At 54.0% G+C, this 17225-nt stretch carries 19 protein-coding genes and 5 tRNA genes; 19 read left to right on the plus strand and 5 right to left on the minus strand.

Annotation, left to right across the window (positions count from 1 at the left end; translation table 11 throughout):
• Both cmpA and QJ48_RS13605 read right to left on the minus strand, forming a co-directional pair.
• A complete protein-coding gene (gene cmpA / locus QJ48_RS35905; RefSeq protein WP_173426559.1) occupies positions 1-141 on the minus strand; it encodes a cortex morphogenetic protein CmpA in 141 nt (46 codons plus the stop codon).
• 79 nt (positions 142-220) lie between these two features.
• Positions 221-583, minus strand: a complete 363-nt coding sequence (locus QJ48_RS13605) for a hypothetical protein (RefSeq protein WP_054974116.1) — start codon at positions 581-583, stop codon at positions 221-223.
• A 141-nt stretch (positions 584-724) separates the two neighbouring features.
• On the opposite strand from QJ48_RS13605, the gene QJ48_RS13610 reads away from it, so the two are divergent.
• From QJ48_RS13610 to QJ48_RS13620, 3 genes are all read left to right on the plus strand, one after another.
• Complete coding sequence (locus tag QJ48_RS13610) at positions 725-1201, plus strand: SprT family protein (RefSeq protein WP_054974117.1); 477 nt, start codon at positions 725-727, stop codon at positions 1199-1201.
• Positions 1202-1219: 18 nt separating this feature from the next.
• Positions 1220-1295 (plus strand) — tRNA-Asn (locus tag QJ48_RS13615).
• Between the two features lie 9 nt (positions 1296-1304).
• A tRNA-Ser gene (locus tag QJ48_RS13620) sits at positions 1305-1392 on the plus strand.
• Positions 1393-1545: 153 nt separating this feature from the next.
• Here the strand turns inward: QJ48_RS13620 and QJ48_RS13625 are convergent.
• Positions 1546-2325: a CPBP family intramembrane glutamic endopeptidase gene (locus QJ48_RS13625; protein WP_054974118.1), complete on the minus strand. Its 780-nt coding sequence runs from the start codon at positions 2323-2325 to the stop codon at positions 1546-1548.
• 262 nt (positions 2326-2587) lie between these two features.
• Here QJ48_RS13625 and QJ48_RS13630 point away from each other — a divergent pair.
• Positions 2588-2659, plus strand: a tRNA-Glu gene (locus QJ48_RS13630).
• Positions 2660-2806: 147 nt separating this feature from the next.
• Positions 2807-2889: transfer RNA gene (locus QJ48_RS13635), tRNA-Leu, on the plus strand.
• A 104-nt stretch (positions 2890-2993) separates the two neighbouring features.
• Here QJ48_RS13635 and QJ48_RS13640 read toward each other — a convergent pair.
• Positions 2994-3203: a CsbD family protein gene (locus tag QJ48_RS13640; RefSeq protein WP_054974119.1), complete on the minus strand. Its 210-nt coding sequence runs from the start codon at positions 3201-3203 to the stop codon at positions 2994-2996.
• 160 nt (positions 3204-3363) lie between these two features.
• Here QJ48_RS13640 and QJ48_RS13645 point away from each other — a divergent pair, with 160 nt between their 5' ends.
• From QJ48_RS13645 to QJ48_RS38085, 11 genes are all read left to right on the plus strand, one after another.
• On the plus strand, positions 3364-3783 hold the full coding sequence (locus QJ48_RS13645; RefSeq protein ID WP_054974120.1) for a pyridoxamine 5'-phosphate oxidase family protein: 420 nt from the start codon (positions 3364-3366) through the stop codon (positions 3781-3783).
• A gap of 38 nt (positions 3784-3821) precedes the next feature.
• Complete coding sequence (locus QJ48_RS13650) at positions 3822-4718, plus strand: manganese catalase family protein (RefSeq protein WP_054974121.1); 897 nt, start codon at positions 3822-3824, stop codon at positions 4716-4718.
• Positions 4719-4871: 153 nt separating this feature from the next.
• A tRNA-Leu gene (locus QJ48_RS13655) sits at positions 4872-4954 on the plus strand.
• A gap of 164 nt (positions 4955-5118) precedes the next feature.
• Entirely contained in the window at positions 5119-6426 is a 1308-nt protein-coding gene (locus QJ48_RS13660) for a plastocyanin/azurin family copper-binding protein (RefSeq protein WP_054974122.1), read from the plus strand.
• 189 nt (positions 6427-6615) lie between these two features.
• Positions 6616-7182 (plus strand): sigma-70 family RNA polymerase sigma factor, encoded by a 567-nt coding sequence (locus QJ48_RS13665; protein WP_054974139.1) that lies wholly within the window; start codon positions 6616-6618, stop codon positions 7180-7182.
• Between the two features lie 5 nt (positions 7183-7187).
• Positions 7188-7988 (plus strand): anti-sigma factor, encoded by an 801-nt coding sequence (locus tag QJ48_RS13670; RefSeq protein ID WP_054974123.1) that lies wholly within the window; start codon positions 7188-7190, stop codon positions 7986-7988.
• A 527-nt stretch (positions 7989-8515) separates the two neighbouring features.
• A complete protein-coding gene (locus tag QJ48_RS35910; protein ID WP_157261623.1) occupies positions 8516-8695 on the plus strand; it encodes a putative motility protein in 180 nt (59 codons plus the stop codon).
• Positions 8696-8888: 193 nt separating this feature from the next.
• Positions 8889-11105, plus strand: a complete 2217-nt coding sequence (locus tag QJ48_RS13680) for a YhgE/Pip domain-containing protein (RefSeq protein WP_054974125.1) — start codon at positions 8889-8891, stop codon at positions 11103-11105.
• Between the two features lie 122 nt (positions 11106-11227).
• A complete protein-coding gene (locus QJ48_RS13685; protein WP_054974126.1) occupies positions 11228-11974 on the plus strand; it encodes a glycerophosphodiester phosphodiesterase in 747 nt (248 codons plus the stop codon).
• A gap of 151 nt (positions 11975-12125) precedes the next feature.
• Entirely contained in the window at positions 12126-13550 is a 1425-nt protein-coding gene (locus QJ48_RS13690; RefSeq protein WP_054974127.1) for an S-layer homology domain-containing protein, read from the plus strand.
• Between the two features lie 98 nt (positions 13551-13648).
• Positions 13649-13825, plus strand: coding sequence for a hypothetical protein (locus tag QJ48_RS38085; protein WP_193394438.1), 177 nt, complete (start codon positions 13649-13651; stop codon positions 13823-13825).
• 69 nt (positions 13826-13894) lie between these two features.
• Here the strand turns inward: QJ48_RS38085 and QJ48_RS13695 are convergent, their stop codons facing one another.
• Positions 13895-14344 (minus strand): DUF2621 domain-containing protein, encoded by a 450-nt coding sequence (locus QJ48_RS13695; protein ID WP_082420497.1) that lies wholly within the window; start codon positions 14342-14344, stop codon positions 13895-13897.
• 145 nt (positions 14345-14489) lie between these two features.
• On the opposite strand from QJ48_RS13695, the gene QJ48_RS13700 reads away from it, so the two are divergent.
• From QJ48_RS13700 to QJ48_RS13710, 3 genes are all read left to right on the plus strand, one after another.
• Positions 14490-15617: a deoxyribonuclease IV gene (locus QJ48_RS13700; RefSeq protein WP_054974128.1), complete on the plus strand. Its 1128-nt coding sequence runs from the start codon at positions 14490-14492 to the stop codon at positions 15615-15617.
• A gap of 44 nt (positions 15618-15661) precedes the next feature.
• Entirely contained in the window at positions 15662-16555 is an 894-nt protein-coding gene (purU, locus tag QJ48_RS13705) for a formyltetrahydrofolate deformylase (protein ID WP_054974129.1), read from the plus strand.
• A gap of 168 nt (positions 16556-16723) precedes the next feature.
• Positions 16724-17119, plus strand: coding sequence for a VOC family protein (locus QJ48_RS13710; RefSeq protein ID WP_054974130.1), 396 nt, complete (start codon positions 16724-16726; stop codon positions 17117-17119).
• Positions 17120-17225 lie beyond the last annotated feature (106 nt).

The following is a 17225-nucleotide window of genomic DNA, read 5'->3' on the forward strand; positions in this document are numbered from 1 at the left end:
TTATTGAAGCTGGGATGTCGTGGGGTCCGTCTCGCTTTTGCGGGTGCGGTAAAAAAACCAGCAATCGTTCAGCAAACGGATTTGCCGGCGATTTTTGTTGTAAAATGCCCGCATCAGCTGGTTGCAAAGCCATTGTGGCAACACCATCAGTCCCTTCCCGTCTAGCTGCCGTACACTATACAGGATATGGGCGTAAGCCGTTTCGGGTGCAGGTCCTTTTTTAAGCGAAATCTTCTTCCTCTTCATACCACTGCTCAAGCTGCGCCTGAAGCGCGCGGATCTCGGTCAAGAGGGAGATGAGCGGATATTCTTTTTCCTGCTCTTGGATGGCGCTGAACGTTTGTTCCAAGCGGTTGATATAATCCAGGCCGTGGTGGAGCGTATAGCCCGGGTGCACAAGCTCAAGCCCGTCGAATTCCGCGATAAATACCGGCAATCCGGGGACGTTAGGCGCGGTTAGCTTGTCCAGCTCTTTATGCAGCCGCTGATTAAGCGCGGCCAATTGGTACATATGGGTAGCGGGCATTTCTACGAATTCGATCCGGTCCTCCAGCTTAAGCAGGGCGCATTTCTTTTTGAACATCGGGTTAAACTCCTCTCTATGGGTCAAAGGGACGGTTCGTCCGAATCAATTCCAGATTCCTACTTGACAGTTTAGCCTAACCTGCGGTTACAATTCAAGAGAGAAACGAAGAGAAACCAGAGAGTAAAGGGTGGGAAAACGATGGATGACCGACAGCTGCAGCTGTGGGTAGAGCAAATATCGCTGTCGTCGTTTGGATGTCCTTTTTTGCATCGGGCGCGGTTCAACCGGAGATTAAGATCGACGGGAGGGCGGTATTTCACCCGGACGCACGATATCGAAATCAGCTGGCTGCAGTATGAACAGTTCGGAGCCGCCGACGTGGAGAAAATTATTAAGCATGAATTGTGCCATTACCATCTGCATTTGCTGGGCGGAGGGTATCGGCACCGGGATGACGATTTCAAGCGGCTGCTGGACAAAGTCGGAGGGACGCGCTACTGCCGGTCGCTTCCGCAGGAGCTGAAGCGTACCGAGCCTTACCGGTACAAGCTCGTTTGTACAAGCTGCAGTGCGGAGTATATGCGTAAACGCAAGACCGATCCGAAGAAATACGTCTGTGGTTTCTGCAAAGGCAAATTGAAGCTGCTTGCCCTTGACTTACAGCCGCATTCATGATAAATTAAAAATTGTCTTTCCCCGATAGCTCAGTTGGTAGAGCACTCGACTGTTAATCGAGTTGTCACAGGTTCGAGTCCTGTTCGGGGAGCCATTCTTTCTTGGAGAGATACCCAAGTGGCTCAAGGGGACCCTCTGCTAAGGGGTTAGACTGCGTAAGTGGTGCGAGGGTTCGAATCCCTCTCTCTCCGTAGATAATAAACGAAAACCGCCGAAAGGCGGTTTTTTATTGTCTACGGAGAGACGAAGAGGGATTCGAACCCGAGCAGAGGGGGCGTCGGAGCGGCGGAGTTTTCGCGAGTACAGAGTGAGATCTCGCTCTTTGCTGCACATAATAGGACAGGCTACCTGGATAGGTATCCTTTATTAAGACCATGCAGAACGTTTCCGTTTGAGGCGCGGCCTTTTGACCAAAACCAAACGACCAAGAAATTCAACAAAATTATGATCACATTGCCGATCAAGCCTCCGGTATACGGATACTGGAACAGATCCTGGACATAGTTCCAGCTGATGTGAAAGCCGATCGAGAGCCATAAGCTTCCCGTTCGAAACAGCATATAGATAAGCAGCAGCGCTGCCAAGCCGGCGAACAGGTATGCCTTAAGGTCATATTGCGGATTTACGGCATGAATTAAGACGAACAGCAGACTGGAAATAACAACGGCCCAAATGGTATTGTAGCTTTGTTGAAGCAAACGAAGCAGGTACCCTCGGAACAACAGTTCTTCCCCGATTCCGACGCAGATGCAAAGAGCGAGCTTCTTCCATAAGGAGTCCGGGTTCGTCCAAAAATCAGAACTCATTTCACCGGTCAAAACCATGTATAAGCCCAGAAGAATGGCCGAAGCCGTACCGAGGAACACGCCATAAAGCAGATGGGGCAGACGTTGCCAAGTTACGCCTATATCTTTCAGCTTGATGCCGTCGAACCACCTCATACATAACAGTACAGCAAAGATAATGCTCACGGGGATAACCCATGAAGGAACTTTGCCTTCTCCTGTTGACAGCTTAAACATAAATGCGAGAATAAATACAAATCCGAGCGTAACCGTTCCGACCCGTAACAGCTTCCAACCGCCCCGCAGTTGCCCTTGCTTGTTAAATAAAATCGTTCTCATGCTAGTACCCCTTTCGAGTGAACAAGAGTATATTAATAGCGTTGAACCGGCTTACCGCTTCACCGGGATTCAGTATAGTTGGTATATCTTAACAACTGGCTGGTGAAATTCTTAACAAGTCCTTAAAGTTTAATGTTTGGGGGAATAGCCGGGGTAACGTACTCATGGCATGTAAATTTTTTTGCGCTAGGGCTTGTCAAGCTCATTCCATTCCGCTATAATAACACTTGTCGCTCAAAAAGGCGGCAATAATACACAGCATGGCCCGTTGGTCAAGGGGTTAAGACACCTCCCTTTCACGGAGGTAACAGGGGTTCGAATCCCCTACGGGTCATAGATAGTAGGGAGAGAACCCTCGGGTTCGTCGGAGCATAAGCTTCGGCAGGAACCGCTTCGCAGTCTCGGAGTGAAACGGAGAGTATCCCCTACGGGTCATAGATAGTAGGGAGAGAACCTTTCAGGTACATCCCTACGGTAACCTGCGGTTGTGGTGGAATGGCAGACACGCTATCTTGAGGGGGTAGTGGGCGTACGCTCGTGGAGGTTCGAGTCCTCTCAACCGCATCACAAAGAGAAAGAGCTTGCATCCAAGCGGATGCAGGCTCTTTCTCTTTTTAGCATAAACCATCAGCGGTGCAAACTTTTCATGCAGTTAATCATGCGGAAAGTTAGAGCCGGTCGCGCCAGCCGCTTTCCCAGCGCTCGTATTCCTCCTGCGCCGCTTCTTTGGTATGCCCGTATTTCTCCTGAAGCTTCCCTAGGAGCTTTTCCTTTTCCCCGTTAATAACATCGAGGTCGTCATCGGTTAGTTTGCCCCATTGCTTTTGCGCTTCGCCCTTCAACTGCCTCCATTTTCCTTTCAAAACGTTGGTATCCATTCGAATCAGCTCCTTTTGGAAGAAATGTACTATGCAATTAACCCGGCTGTCAGCTTTTTGAAACAAGTTTCTTAGGGAAGCGAAGCACTGTTTGGCATTATCGCCGTTCGGGTAATCAAGGAAGGAAGCCAGACTTCCATAACCGAAAGGAGATGTTCCCATGTGGAAGACGGAGCAACTGGAAGAGCGGATCATGAAGGTGCTGGATGCGAATGACGTCTGCGCGATCGGTACGGTCGCCGGCGATCAGCCGAAGATTCGCTATATGGTCTTGTTTCATGAAGGACTCACGGTATATTTGGCGACCAACAGCCGAACGGACAAAGTGGACGAACTGCGGGAAAATGCAAACGTATTTGTCCTGACGGGGTATGACGGATCTTCTTCGTCCGAAATCGTACAGATGGAAGCGACGGCGAAGCTGTGTACGGACAACCGCCTGCGGGAGAAATTGTGGAACGACGAGCTGAGCCGCTGGTTTAAGGGGCTGCACGACCCGGAATATGTCGTTCTTGAACTGAATCCGACGAGAATCGAATACGTCAAAGGGGAATCCGAGCCGCAGGTGTGGCAAAAGTAACTTAGCCCATAGGGACAGGCATGGAGGAGGGATATTGGATGTTCAAACGTATTCATAAGCTTGCAATCGAGCTTCCGAAACCGAAACACGCCGACCCGAATGCGGCGGCAGCCGTTCAGGAGTTGCTGGGCGGAAGGTTCGGAGAAATGTCGACGCTGAATAATTACATGTTTCAGTCGTTTAATTTTCGCGGCAAAACAAAGCTGAAGCCCTTCTACGATCTGGTGTGCAGTATAACGGCGGAGGAATTTGGTCACGTCGAGCTGGTCACGAATGCTATCAACCTGTGCTTGACCGGGTCTACGCAGCCCACCGATCCGAATGCGGCGCCGATGATGGACGCGCTCGACAAGCGGAACTCGCACCATTTTATCGCTTCAGCACAAACGGCTCTGCCTTTGGACTCCATGGGCAAAGGCTGGTCAGGGGATTACGTATTCAACAGCGGCAATCTGGTGCTGGACCTGCTGCACAATTTCTTCTTGGAATGCGGGGCTAGGACGCATAAAATGCGCGTGTATGAAATGACGGACCATCCCGTAGCGCGCGAAATGGTCGGTTATCTGCTCGTCCGTGGCGGCGTGCACGTAGTTGCCTACGCCAAGGCGCTGGAAATCGCGACAGGTGTGGACATGACGAAGCTGGTTCCGGTCCCCAATCTGAGCAACCGGGCGTTCGAAACAACCCGAAAATATGAGGAACAGGGTCTTCATCGCAAGCTTTACCGTTTCAGCGACGATGCTTATGAGGAGATACGACAAATCTGGAAAGGTTCTCACCCGGAGGACGGCCAACCGCTGGAAGTGGTTGACGGTACGCCGGAAGGCGGACCCGTTCCGGAGCTGGATGAGGTGCAGGAAGAATTCGCTCCGGGCATCGGTCCCGACGAATTTATGGAAATTGCGAGAAGGCTTCAGCGGTCTGCGGGAATGTAAAGGCGGGATCGTCTAAACTTTGTGGGCAGACTCCGTTTCCCTCGGGACAGATTCGCTTCTTGTGTCTGTTACGGGCGTTTCCGGGGGGAAATGTCTGCTAAAGGATGCCACTTTACTTTTTCCTGCGAAACCTATACAATGAATAGTACATCCGCGGTTGTGGTGGAATGGCAGACACGCTATCTTGAGGGGGTAGTGGGCGTACGCCCGTGGAGGTTCGAGTCCTCTCAACCGCATACCTTAATAGATTGTTGATCGTGCAAAGCCCTGAATCTTCAGGGCTTTTTAGTTTTTCCGGACAATAAAAATCTTTTTTGCGTTTAGCGGCAAACCGTTTTCGCTTTGGCGGCGTTTCCTCTATTGATTGGCCTAAAAACCTTTAAAATTCAGGAGGAATCTGATGATGAACAAACGTTGGAAACGTGCAGCCCTGCTGCTGGGAAGTGCCCTGATGCTCTCAACGGCTGTAAACGCTGCAACTGCTGCGGATAATTCCAAGGCCGCAGCGGTCGCCGTCAAAACGGATGCGCAAATCGCTGCGGAGCTGGGAGTATTGCAGGGCGACGGCAGCGGTGTAACCGCAAGCTACTTGTCCCAATCGACGACCCGTTTGCAGGCGGCGATTATGTTCCTGCGGCTGCAAGGCTTGGAGAACGAGGCTCTGAGCTTCAAAGGAAATGAGAATTTCGATGATGCCGGTGCGGTCAATGAAAGCAACCAGGCGGTGTTAGCTTACTTGAAGGCGAATCCGCAACTGGGGTGGACGGGAACCGGCTCGGGACGGTTCAACCCGACGGAGGCGGTCACGGCGCAGCAGTATTACAAAGTGATTTTGGAATCGCTTGGCTACAAGCAGGATACCGATTTTGCTTTTGCAGATACGATTCGCTTCGCGGAAGGCAAGGGCTTGAATCGGATCGCCGAAGCGGGCCATCTGAATAACCGACACATTGCTGCGGCAACGGTAGAATCGCTCGGGGTGAAGCTTAAGGGTGGGGACAAGACGCTGCTGGATGCACTCGTCGGCCAAAAGGTTGTTACCGCCGAAGCCGCGGCGGCAGCAACTGCATCGTCCGTTCGTCTCGCAACGAGCGATAAGGTCGGCACCTATATGACGGACGGCTCCGGCAAAGCGCTCTATACGTTTACGAAGGATACGCCATTCCAGAGCAATTGCAAGGATCAATGCGCAGTAAACTGGCCGGTATTCAAAGCGGAATCGCTTCAGCTTCCGGCGTCCTTGAAAATAGAAGATTTTGGCGTTATTACGCGGGAGGACGGCACGAAGCAAACGACATACAAGGGAAGCCCGCTCTATTACTTCATCAAGGACACGAAGGCGGGGGATGTCAACGGACAAGGCGTCAACAAAGTCTGGTTCGCAGCGAAACCGGAAGGCGCCAGCCCGAAGCAGGAAGATAAACAACCGGCTGCTTCCAAGGAATATCAGGTACAGATGGCCGGATTCGCTTTCTCCGTCAAAGAATTGACGGTCGAAGCAGGCTCGAAAGTTACGTTTTCGAATAAAGATAAGGTCAAGCATAATGCGGTATCGGATACGCTCGGCGACGACGGTAAGCCGGTATTCGAAACGAAGCTGCTGGGAGAAGGCGAATCCGAAACGATTACGCTGACCAAGCCGGGTACGTATACGTATTACTGCGCTCCGCATAAAGCAGAGATGAAAGCGACGATTATCGTCAAGTAAAATGTTACTGAAACGTTAACCCGGGGTACCCGCCGCAAGGAGGGCCTCGGGTTGTTTGATGTGGAACGGCTAAAAATTGCATCTTGCCAAACGAAAAGAAATGTCGGAATATGGAGTCAATTCGCTTCCTTCCACTCGTTTATAACCGGAACAAGGAGCGTGGCGTCAGAGACGGGGGTGTTCCGATACGTGCAGCATTATTCGGACGAGCAATTGATGGAATTAATCAAAGCCAAACAGAGCGAAGCGCTTCATGTGCTGTACGACCGGTATGCCAAGCTGGTCTATTCTTTCGCTATGAAGGCGAGGAAGGACCCTGAGTTTGCCAGGGACGTCGTGCAGTTAGTATATACCCGAATTTGGACGACGGAGAGCGGATACGATCCGGCGAGGGGCTTGTTCGTCAATTGGCTGCTAACCGTTACCCGTAATTTGACGATTGACCAGCTGCGGAAATTAAGAAAGCAATCCGCCTTGGTGCCGCTAGAGCATAGGACCGAAGCGGAATTAAGCGCAGCGGAGGTCCATCCTTTTGCAGATCCTGTCTCCCGGAAGCTGTTCAAACAGCAGTTGGAAGAGGCATACCAATATATGTCCGAGCATCAGATCAAGCTAATCCGGCTGTTTTATTGGGAGGGCTACACCTTAAGCGAAATTGCCGAGATGTTGGAAGAGCCGCTCGGAACAGTGAAAAGCCGGCTCCATCAAAGCTTGAAATTGCTGCGCAAACACATGACGTCATGGAGAGAGGAGTGAACGACATGGTTCGAGAAGAATCGGTATGCGAGCTATGCTTTTCTTATTTTCTTGAAGAGCTTTCGGAGGAACGGAAACGGACTTTCGAACGTCATCTATCCGCGTGTCAAACCTGTACACAAGAGCTTGCGGAGCTTCGGCGGACGTGGCAAGCGCTGCCCGCTGAAGCTGAGCTGGTGGAATTGCCCGAGGACTTAAAAGAGCAGGTGCTAGGAAAGGTGCTTGGAGAGCCTGCGTCTGCGGGCGGGGAGACGCTCCTTGAAGAGCGTCCGGCGGATAAGCGGCCGACCGTGGATTGGCGCCTTAACGATGGGGGGGCCCGGCGCCGCAAGCGGTGGACGAAAGGGCTCGGGTATACGGCGGCCGCGCTGTTCTTCTTCATTTGCGGGGCAGGAACGGTCATTGTTGGGGACCTTGGCCTCCCGTTCAAATCCTCTGTCGAGCGGCCGGAAGCCCGTCTGGCTATTCCTGTGGAAGTGATCGGACAATACAGGTTGAAAGCATTTGATCAAGCGCTTCCGTCGGCAGGCGGGCAGGGATGGTTGACACGCCAAGGCAATAAAGCGCAGCTGGTGCTGCAGATTCACGGTTTGCGGCCGACGGACGGGGTTCAGGCGTATCAAGTGTGGCTGCTGCGCGACGGCAAGCGTTCCAACTGCGGAACGTTTCAGGTTGACTCTCAAGGAGCAGGAGTGCTGACCTGGGACATGGGGCTTGAGGATACTTCCTTCGACGGCATCGGAATTACGCTGGAGCCCGACTCCCGTGGGTCGGAGCCGCGCGGGAAAAAAGTGCTGGGCACCTGAGAGCGGAACAAGAAAGGCGTCCGGCCGATTGCTTGCTTAAAAGGAAGTCAATTCGCTCCCAAAAGCGCCATTAGGAATGGGCAGTCACAAGCGCATGAAGTCTTGACGCTCCGCTTTCGGCCGGCAGGCCCGGCAGACACCGACGACTTTGCCGGCTGTGGCGTAAAAAGCTAGCTCCTTCGAAGGAACCTTTCGTCGACAAAAGGAGCAGCTTTGCTTGGTCTGGCTTTTATCGGCAGGTTGGGACTTGGAGCCGGGCCGGCCGAATCGGTTTCGTCTGAAAAACTTTGGAAGAAAGACAGCCAGACAGATCAAAAGCAGGATACCGGCGATTACGATGACGTAAGGCTGGACAGGCAGGGGGAACACCTCGCATTACGAAAGGAATATGTTGATACGAATAGGGTTCGGCAGAAAACGACAATTTCCTTTATTTGTATTGAAGGGCTTGTTTGTTTCGATTATACTGGCCTTAGCGAACGGACTTCCAGCGTTTGCTCCATCTTCCGAAGAAATGAGGCGAGCTTGTGCAAATTAACGCAGCATTGAACGCCGTTAGCGGTGGAAACGCATTGAAGCAGGCGGTCGGCATTGCTCTGCTCAATCAGATGAAGGATTCTCAGACTGCCCAAGCGGCTACGCTGCTTCAGGATTTTGCGGCGGCACAGCATCCCAACCTGGGCAAAAACCTGGATATTCGCATCTGATCCCCCAGCCTTACATATTCAAAGGAACGAAGCGTGCATGAAACCTGCCTGCGCTAGGTAAATCCGAAGCCTGGGCAGGTTTTTTGCGTTACCGGCAGGATAGGTTTCGCAGATGGAAGAATACTAAAAGCACAGCATGAGGAAATCGCATGCAAGCGGGAGAGAATATGGACAAAAGCGAGTGGATCGATCGATGAACGGTTTTCAAATGGCATGGCATGATATCAAGCAAATGTGGAGCTCCAACATGGCGCGCCGCTCAGTGCTCGGCTTGATGGTCCTGCCGCTTATGTACAGTTTTATTTATTTGTGGGCTTTTTGGAATCCTACCGACTTTTTACCGCATTTACCGCTGGCGGTTGTCAATTTGGACCGCGGCATGTCGCAGGGCGGCAATCCGGTCAATCTGGGCCGGGAGCTGACGGACAAGCTGCTCGCCGACAAGCAGACCTCCTGGACGGTGGTGAGCCCGGAGCAAGGGGCGGAGGGGATCGAGCGGCTGCGCTATTTTATGGTGCTGACGATTCCGCCGGACTTCACCGAAACGGCCTACAGCCCAGGCACTCCACAGCCCAGAGCGAGTCAGCTTTCGTACGCCGTCAACGAAGGGGCGAACATGCTCGGCGTCAAAGTGGTGCGCAGCGTGATGGATAAGGTCGGGCACGAGCTGGAACAGCAAATGACGGAGAAATATGTGCGCACCATCTTCGACCAGATTCTCAACGGCGGTGAAGGGCTGAAGAAGGCGGCCGACGGGGCGGCCAAGCTGGCCGAAGGAACGAAGAAAGCGCAGGAAGGCGCAACTTCCTTGCAGGATGGTCTGAAGCAAGCGCAGGACGGCATGAAGCCGCTGTCGGAAGGGCTCACGAAGCTGCTGGACGGCGCGAATCAGCTTGAGAACGGCATCATCCGTTTAGATACGGCCGTCGGATTAGGCGCAGGAGGAATCGACAAGCTGAATGCGCAGCTCTCGCAAATCCTGGAGCCGATCAATCAGCTGACGGCTGAGGCCGAGCGGCTTAGCAAGGTGATCGACGCTTCCAATCAATCGCTGAAATTCGGGCTTAACGCGCTGGATGTGATGGGCGCGTCCCTGCAGGATACGAATCGCCGGATCGACGAGCTGCAGCGCGTATGGGATTCGGGCATAGGCGGCCGATTGCAGAAGCAAAAGGATCAGCTTGACGGCGCGATCGCAGACCTGCTGGCACTTGGCGAGCAGTTCAGCGAAATCACCGGCAGCGAGCGGTTCAAGGGAGCAGTCGACAAGCTGAAGACGGCAAATACGCAGCGGCTTGAGCTTGAACAGGCCTTGCGCGATACGAAGGCGTCCATCGATCAGATGCGCAGCTCTACCTCCAAATCGATCGAACAGCTTAATGTGGCCCGCGACCAGCTCTCGGCGCATATGAACGAGCTGCAGGCCGGGCTGCAGGCGATGCAGACAACCGTGCGCAGCACTGTGGACCAACTGAATAAGAATAAGCAGTTGGTGGACGATTTGTCCGGACGGCTTAACCAGCTTGCTACCGGCATCAATCAGTTGCAGCAGGGCAGCACGGCGCTGGTCGAAGGCCTCAATGCTTTCGGCAGCGGATTCCATCAGCTGCAGGACGGCGTGACGAGACTGTACGACGGCAGTGCGCAGCTTTCCGCGGGCCTCAAGGACATTAACGCCGGCCAGCAGGAGCTTGCCGCGAAGCTTAGCGAGGCGGCGGGTGTGGCGGCGATGGACGGGCAGGCGGAGCAGCGGATCAATACGATCGTCTCCCCGGTGAAGGTGACGGAGAACAATCTGCATCCGGTGCCGAACAACGGCACGGGGTTTGCGCCTTACTTTATTGCGCTGTCCTTGTGGGTAGGGTCGTTGGTACTCTTTTTTGTCATCGATCTGAACAAGGTCGTCTCGATGCCGAAGCGGCCGATCTCGTACCTCATCAACAAATATCTTGCGCTGGCTTCCGTCAGCGTGTGCCAATCGATGCTTTCGGTCTTTATTCTCCATACGGGACTTGGGATTCCGACGGTGCTGCCGGCGATTCACTTATACGGATTCGCGCTGCTGCTCGGATTGACGTTCGCGGCAATTCTGTTCATGCTGATCTCGATTCTCGGCAGTGATGTGGGACGTTTCGTCGCCATCGTCATTCTCATGCTCCAGCTGACATCCAGCAGCGGCTCGTATCCGGTCGAGATGGAAGCAAGATTCTTTAATTTCATCCATCCGGCGCTGCCGATGACTTACGCGGTAGAAGGCTTCAGGAACCTGATTTCGATTGGCAACGCCGCAACGATCGCGAACGATGCGTTGATTTTGGCGGCTTACGGCGTCGGTGCGCTTGTCCTGCTTTACCTCGTCAAACGGAAGACGATCATGCATCAGCTGCAGGAGGAGTCCGCGCAATCCTAGGAAGCGGCTCTTGTGCCGGATTTTACAGTTTCTTTATATCGGATTTACCTAACAGGGCTTGCCTCCCCGTTCCTTCCGTCGGATAATAGACCCAAGCGGTTGAACTAGGGGAGGAAACGGATATGACCAAACAACAACAACCTATTGTCATCGGCCACCGCGGCGCTGCAGGCGAGGCGCCGGAAAATACGCTGGCCTCGTTCGAGCTTGCCCTTCGGCAAGGTGCGGACGCGATTGAGCTGGACGTGCACCTGTCGGCTGACGGAGAAGTGATCGTCTGCCACGACCATACGGTCGGACGTACGACGGACGGCACCGGCGCAATCGCGGAGATGACGGTGGCGGAGCTGAAGCAACTGGACGCCGGACGCTGGTTCGACGAGCAGTTCGCAGGGGAGCGGCTGCCCTTGCTGGAAGAAGTATTCCAGCTCGTTCCTTTGGAAATCATGATCAACGTCGAGGTCAAATGCTCTTACACTCCGCGGCTGGCGGAACGACTGGCGGAGCTGCTTGCACAGTACAATCGGCTGGACAGTGTCGTCATCTCGTCGTTTAACCATAAGGTGTTGAAGCAGCTGCAAGAGGCGATCCCCAATCTGCGGGCGGGGCTGCTCTATGTGGCCAATTTCGTATCGCACCGTCAGATGGCCGCGGCAGCCGAGGGGCTGGACGTCTATTCGATTCATCCGCAGCATCATACGATCGATGCCGGAGATGTGGCCGAAGCGACAGGCTATGGTCTGCGGGTTTACCCTTGGACCGTCAACGAACCGCAAGACCTTCGCCGGGTCGTCGATGCGGGCGCTTCGGGGATCATTACGGATTTTCCGGGTCGTCTCAGAAACCTGTTAAACGAAGGCAAGGCATAAAGAAGATTTGAATGAGAAGCGCATAGGCACGCGACGGACAATAAAAGTTCGGTAGTGGCTTGTGCGCTTTTTTTTTGTGGGCAATTTTGCCAAAAGGTAACATTCTGCGCCCATTCGTCCGATAATAAGGAAAGAGATAGGAGGTTTCGCAATGAACAAGATGTATTCTTCATGGTACCGCAAGCTTGCAGTTTTGCTGTCGTTGTCCGTGCTGTTGTCGTTGTGGCCCAGACCCGCATCGGCGGAAGTTAATGTGTTTCCGGATGTTAATGCAAAGCAGTATGCCTGGGCTGTCGAGTCGATCCGACTCATGGCGAATAAGCAGGTGCTGACGGGGTATCCCGACGGCAACTTCCGTCCGAACAAGACGATCAGCAAGGCGGAATGGACGGCCATGGTGTATCGGTTGTTCGACAAGTATCGTCCGAACGCGCTGGCCACCGGGATGCAAAAAATTACTTATTTTACCGACGTACCCGAATTGCATTGGGCGCACAAGCCCATAACGGAGATTTACGACGCTTCGTTCAAAATCGGAGGGTACGGACTGAGCCGGGACGGAAATTTGGCTTTTCGTCCCGATATGCAGCTGACGCGGCTGCAGCTTGCCCAGCTGTTGTATGCGTATTTCGACAATCGTTTGATGGAGAAGCGTTTTAGCGACAATGACGTATGCTCGGTCGTTTCGGAATTGAAAGACGTTCCGGTCAAAATGTTCAAAACGGAAGCGGAGTACCAAGTCGCCCAAGCGGATGGACGGTATGTCGAGGACGGCTTAATGGACGTGGAAAGTAACGATGTGTTCGTTACGCTCATTCTCGGCAACAACACCGGAGATTGCAAGCTGGGCGGCGACGAGCTGTCCAACGTGCAGGCCAAAGCGCTGGCCAGCCTCAAAGCAAGCGGCATTATGACGCCGAACGATCTGGGCTATTTCCGTCCGAAAGACTACGTAACCCGCGCCGAAGCGGTGACGATTCTGGACCGCGCGTACACGTATCTGAAAAAGAACGGCTGGCTCTGGGATTACACGACGGTGGATTTAGCGCTTCCTTTCAATCCAGCCGGGACAGGGACGGACTCGGGCGACACAGGCGGTTTAAATGGATCTTCCGGCAATAGCAGCTTCAATAACAACCCGAACAGCAACACGATCACGCCTCCGAACGGCGGCTATTCGCAGGACGGCTCGGTCAATTGGTCGGATAAATCGATCGTCAGAGTCAGCGACTATTTTGACGATAAGGGCGTTATCAAAAAGAATCTGCAGCAGAAGGGCGAAATCGAAGCTGCGGTGCAGCCTAAAGGGGCCAAATATTTGACCATTACCTTGACATCCGAGGAGAAGGTCGATATGTACGTGATCATTGACGGACGCGTCGGCTTCGTCAAGCAGGAGGAATTTCCGCTAACGCTTAACGTAAGCGGCGTGACGACGGTAGGCCTTCGCTCGCAGCTGCGCAATCCGGACAAGAACAAGCGGACCGACGATCTGACGACGCTGTCGGTGCAATTGTCGGACGTGGAGCCGAGCAAGAAGAAAGAGAAGACCAAATCGACTTCTACGAAGCCATAGGTTAAGCCGGATGCTTCCTCAACTGGGATAAAGGATGGCCGCAGGGATCATACTAAACGGTGTCTTCCCGACAAAACGGACAAAACCGGAGGTTTCCCATGGCATCCAGCAGAGGACATCAAGGGGCGCACGGCATCGGACAAGCGGAGGAGCAGCTCGCCAATCAGGCGGATGCGGCGGCCGCCATCCAAGGGCAGAGCGAGACGGATCTAGACGTGCTCGAAGCTGCGCGCCAATATCAGAACGAGGAGGAGAAGGTTCTCGACGAGCCTTGATCCTGATGTAACATAAAGAAGCCCGGACGAACAGGTCCGGGCTTCTTTATGTTTGTTCGAAAAAGCAATTTATTGAAGCAGATGCTTGAACGGGCTGTAGTCGATCTGCTTTTTGTCCAAATACGAGGTCAGACTGCGGTAATCACGTTTGGGCGTTGCCAGGATATATCCCTCGATGCAGTGCTCCCGCGTGACCGCGTCGGCCTTCGCTTCCAGCGCCACTTGACCGATCCGGGCGGCGATGGAATGCTTCGCGATGTCGCGGAACGGAGTAGGAACGGGCTCAACCAGCATGTCGAGGAACGCTTTGGAGTCTTCCGTCCACAGGTGGCGGGACGATTCGACGTAATGATTTTGCCAGTCCAGCTTCGATTTGCCGTCCTCGCGGGGGAGTACCTTGAAAAACTTGCGGAACATAAAGTAGCCGCCCACCGACATCATGAACAGCAGCACGAATACCCAAAAAATGATAAACCACATAAACCCCTCGGCCGGGGCATCGTTCATCGCATACCACATGAAACGTTCACCTCCCTTCCATTATACCTCACTTTCCGCTGGAGGAAAACGGAACCAACAAGAGAATATTTCCTATTCTAGATTTCTTGCCCCGATCCTAGTAAAATAGATGAAAGTGAGATGAACAAAGGAGTGATTCCCGGTCATGGTCAGAATCGGATCGCACGTTTCGTTTTCGGATAAAGGGCTGCTGAATGCGGCGAATGAAGCCGTCTCTTACGGCTCCGGAACGTTTATGATTTATACGGGGGCGCCGCAGAATACGCGCCGCAAACCGATCGAAAATCAATATATCGAAGAAGGCAAAGCCGTGATGGGGCAGCATGGCATCGGAGAAATTATCGTCCATGCTCCGTATATTATCAATCTGGGCTCCTACAAGGATGACACGTACGAGCTGGCGGTCCGCTTTCTGCAGGACGAAATCCGCCGTACGGATTATCTTGGCGTGAAGCAGATCGTGCTTCATCCCGGGGCTTATACGGACAAGGATGCCGAGTACGGGCTGGCGCGCATCGCGCAGGGATTGAACGAAGTGCTGAGCGGCGTGAAGGATACGAACGTCAACATTGCGCTGGAAACGATGGCAGGCAAGGGCACGGAGATGGGCCGCAGCTTCGAGGAGCTGGCCACCATCATCGAAAAGGTGGAAGACAACGGCAAGCTGACCGTCTGCCTCGATACGTGCCACGTGAACGATGCGGGCTACGATATCGTGAACGATCTGGACGGCGTGCTCGAGCAGTTTGACCGCACAGTCGGTTTGGACCGTATTGCCGTCGTGCATCTGAACGACAGCAAAAACCCGAAAGGCGCGGGCAAAGACCGCCATGCCCCTGTCGGCGCGGGTTGGATCGGCTTCCAAGCGATGCATAACGTCGTTCACCATGAGAAGCTGACGCATCTGCCGTTCATTCTGGAGACGCCATGGATCGGCAAGGAAGACAGCTCGCAGCGGCCGATGTACGAAGCGGAAATCGCGCTGCTCGGCGGCACGGTCAAGACGCGTTTCGGCGACGGCTTCCTGTCGGATGTCGAGCGTCTGGCCCATTTCTTCACCAAGCAGGATATCGATCCGAGAGCGTACGTGCTGCAAACCTGGGAAGTGCTCAAGACGGACGCCAAGGCGAAAAAGGCGGACGGCCGCGAGCCGATGGAGCGCTTGTACGACCTGATCGTCGCAGATAACCTGTTTCCTGAGCTGAACGAGGAACAAATCAACCACCGCCTGACCGCGTGGTTTGCGGGCGAGCATTTGTTCGCCACGGTATAAGAAAAGACATACTATGTTTTGACTACGAAGGAGATCAACAACGCATGGTTTCGAACGTTACTTCCAAATCGAAAAGCACGAATTTGACGAATCGCGCGCGGATGCTCGTATCCTGCCCGGACCGCCCCGGTATCGTGGCTGCGGTATCGCGCTTTCTGTGCGAGCACGGCGCCAACATCGTACAGTCCGATCAGTATACGATGGACCCGGAGGGCGGGTTATTCTTCATTCGAATCGAGTTCGATTTGGACAATCTGGATGCGCGCCGCGAGCAGTTGAAGGCCGATTTTGCCACGGTTGCCGCGGAATTCAGCATGAAATGGAGCATTACCCGGGCAAGCCGCAAAAAGAGACTCGCGATCTTCGTCTCGAAGGAGGACCACTGCCTGCTGGAGCTGCTGTGGCACTGGCAGTCGGGCGACCTGGATGCCGAAATCGCGATGGTCATCAGCAACCACGACGATATGCGCGGGCTGGTGGAGCCGCTCGGCATTCCGTACCATCATATTCCGGTCACGCCCGATACGAAGGCGGAGGCGGAGAAGCGGCAGCTTGAACTGGTTAGCGGTCAAGTGGACGTCGTTATTTTGGCCCGCTATATGCAGATTATCTCGCCGAAATTTATCGAGCACTTCCCGAACAAAATCATCAACATCCATCACTCGTTCCTACCGGCCTTCGTGGGCGGCAAGCCGTATGCGCAGGCGTACAACCGCGGCGTGAAAATTATCGGTGCTACCGCGCACTACGTCACGGAGGAACTGGACGGCGGACCGATTATCGAGCAGGACGTCCAGCGGGTAAGCCACCGCGACAACGTGGAGGATTTGAAGCGGATCGGCCGCCATATCGAGCGTACGGTACTGGCGCGCGCCGTCAACTGGCACGTCGAGGACCGGGTCATCGTGCATCAGAACAAAACGGTTGTGTTCAGTTAATTTCATCATATGTACGGAGCGAAGAGCCATGCCTTCCGGAATAGGGGAGGGCGGAGGCCTTCGCTTTTTTTACATAGACCGATGGTGGATTATGCGGAAGTCGATTTCCACGCCGAAAAAGAGTAGGATTAGAACTGGAGCAGGATACGGTGCAGAGGAGCGATGAGGATGAACGTCGAACGTTTGGATCACTTGGTATTGACGGTAGCGGACGTGGAGGCGACATGCGCTTTCTATTCCCGCGTGCTGGGGATGGAAGTCGTAACTTTCGGCGAGGGCCGGAAGGCATTGAGGTTCGGCCGTCAGAAGATCAATCTTCACCCCCACGGCCGGGAGTGGGAGCCGAAGGCGGACAAGCCGGTTCCGGGCTCTGCGGATCTTTGTTTTCTGACGAAGGTGCCGGTTGCCGAGGTGCTGAGCCATCTGGAATCGTGCGGTGTTGCGGTCGCGGAGGGGCCGGTCGCTCGAACCGGCGCCGAAGGACCGATCCTGTCGGTCTATTTTCGGGACCCCGACGGTAATTTGATCGAAGTCTCCAATGAGACGGACCGTACTGCGCCTTGAACGGCAAGACGTTCGACGGTGTCTGCGGAAGCAAAGAAAAACCGGAATGCCGATAGGGCATTTCCGGTTTTTTGTACGTAGATCCGCCCGCGGCGGGTTTCGCCGA

It is taken from the genome of Paenibacillus sp. A3 (genome assembly GCF_001399685.1).
Classification (GTDB): domain Bacteria; phylum Bacillota; class Bacilli; order Paenibacillales; family NBRC-103111; genus Paenibacillus_G.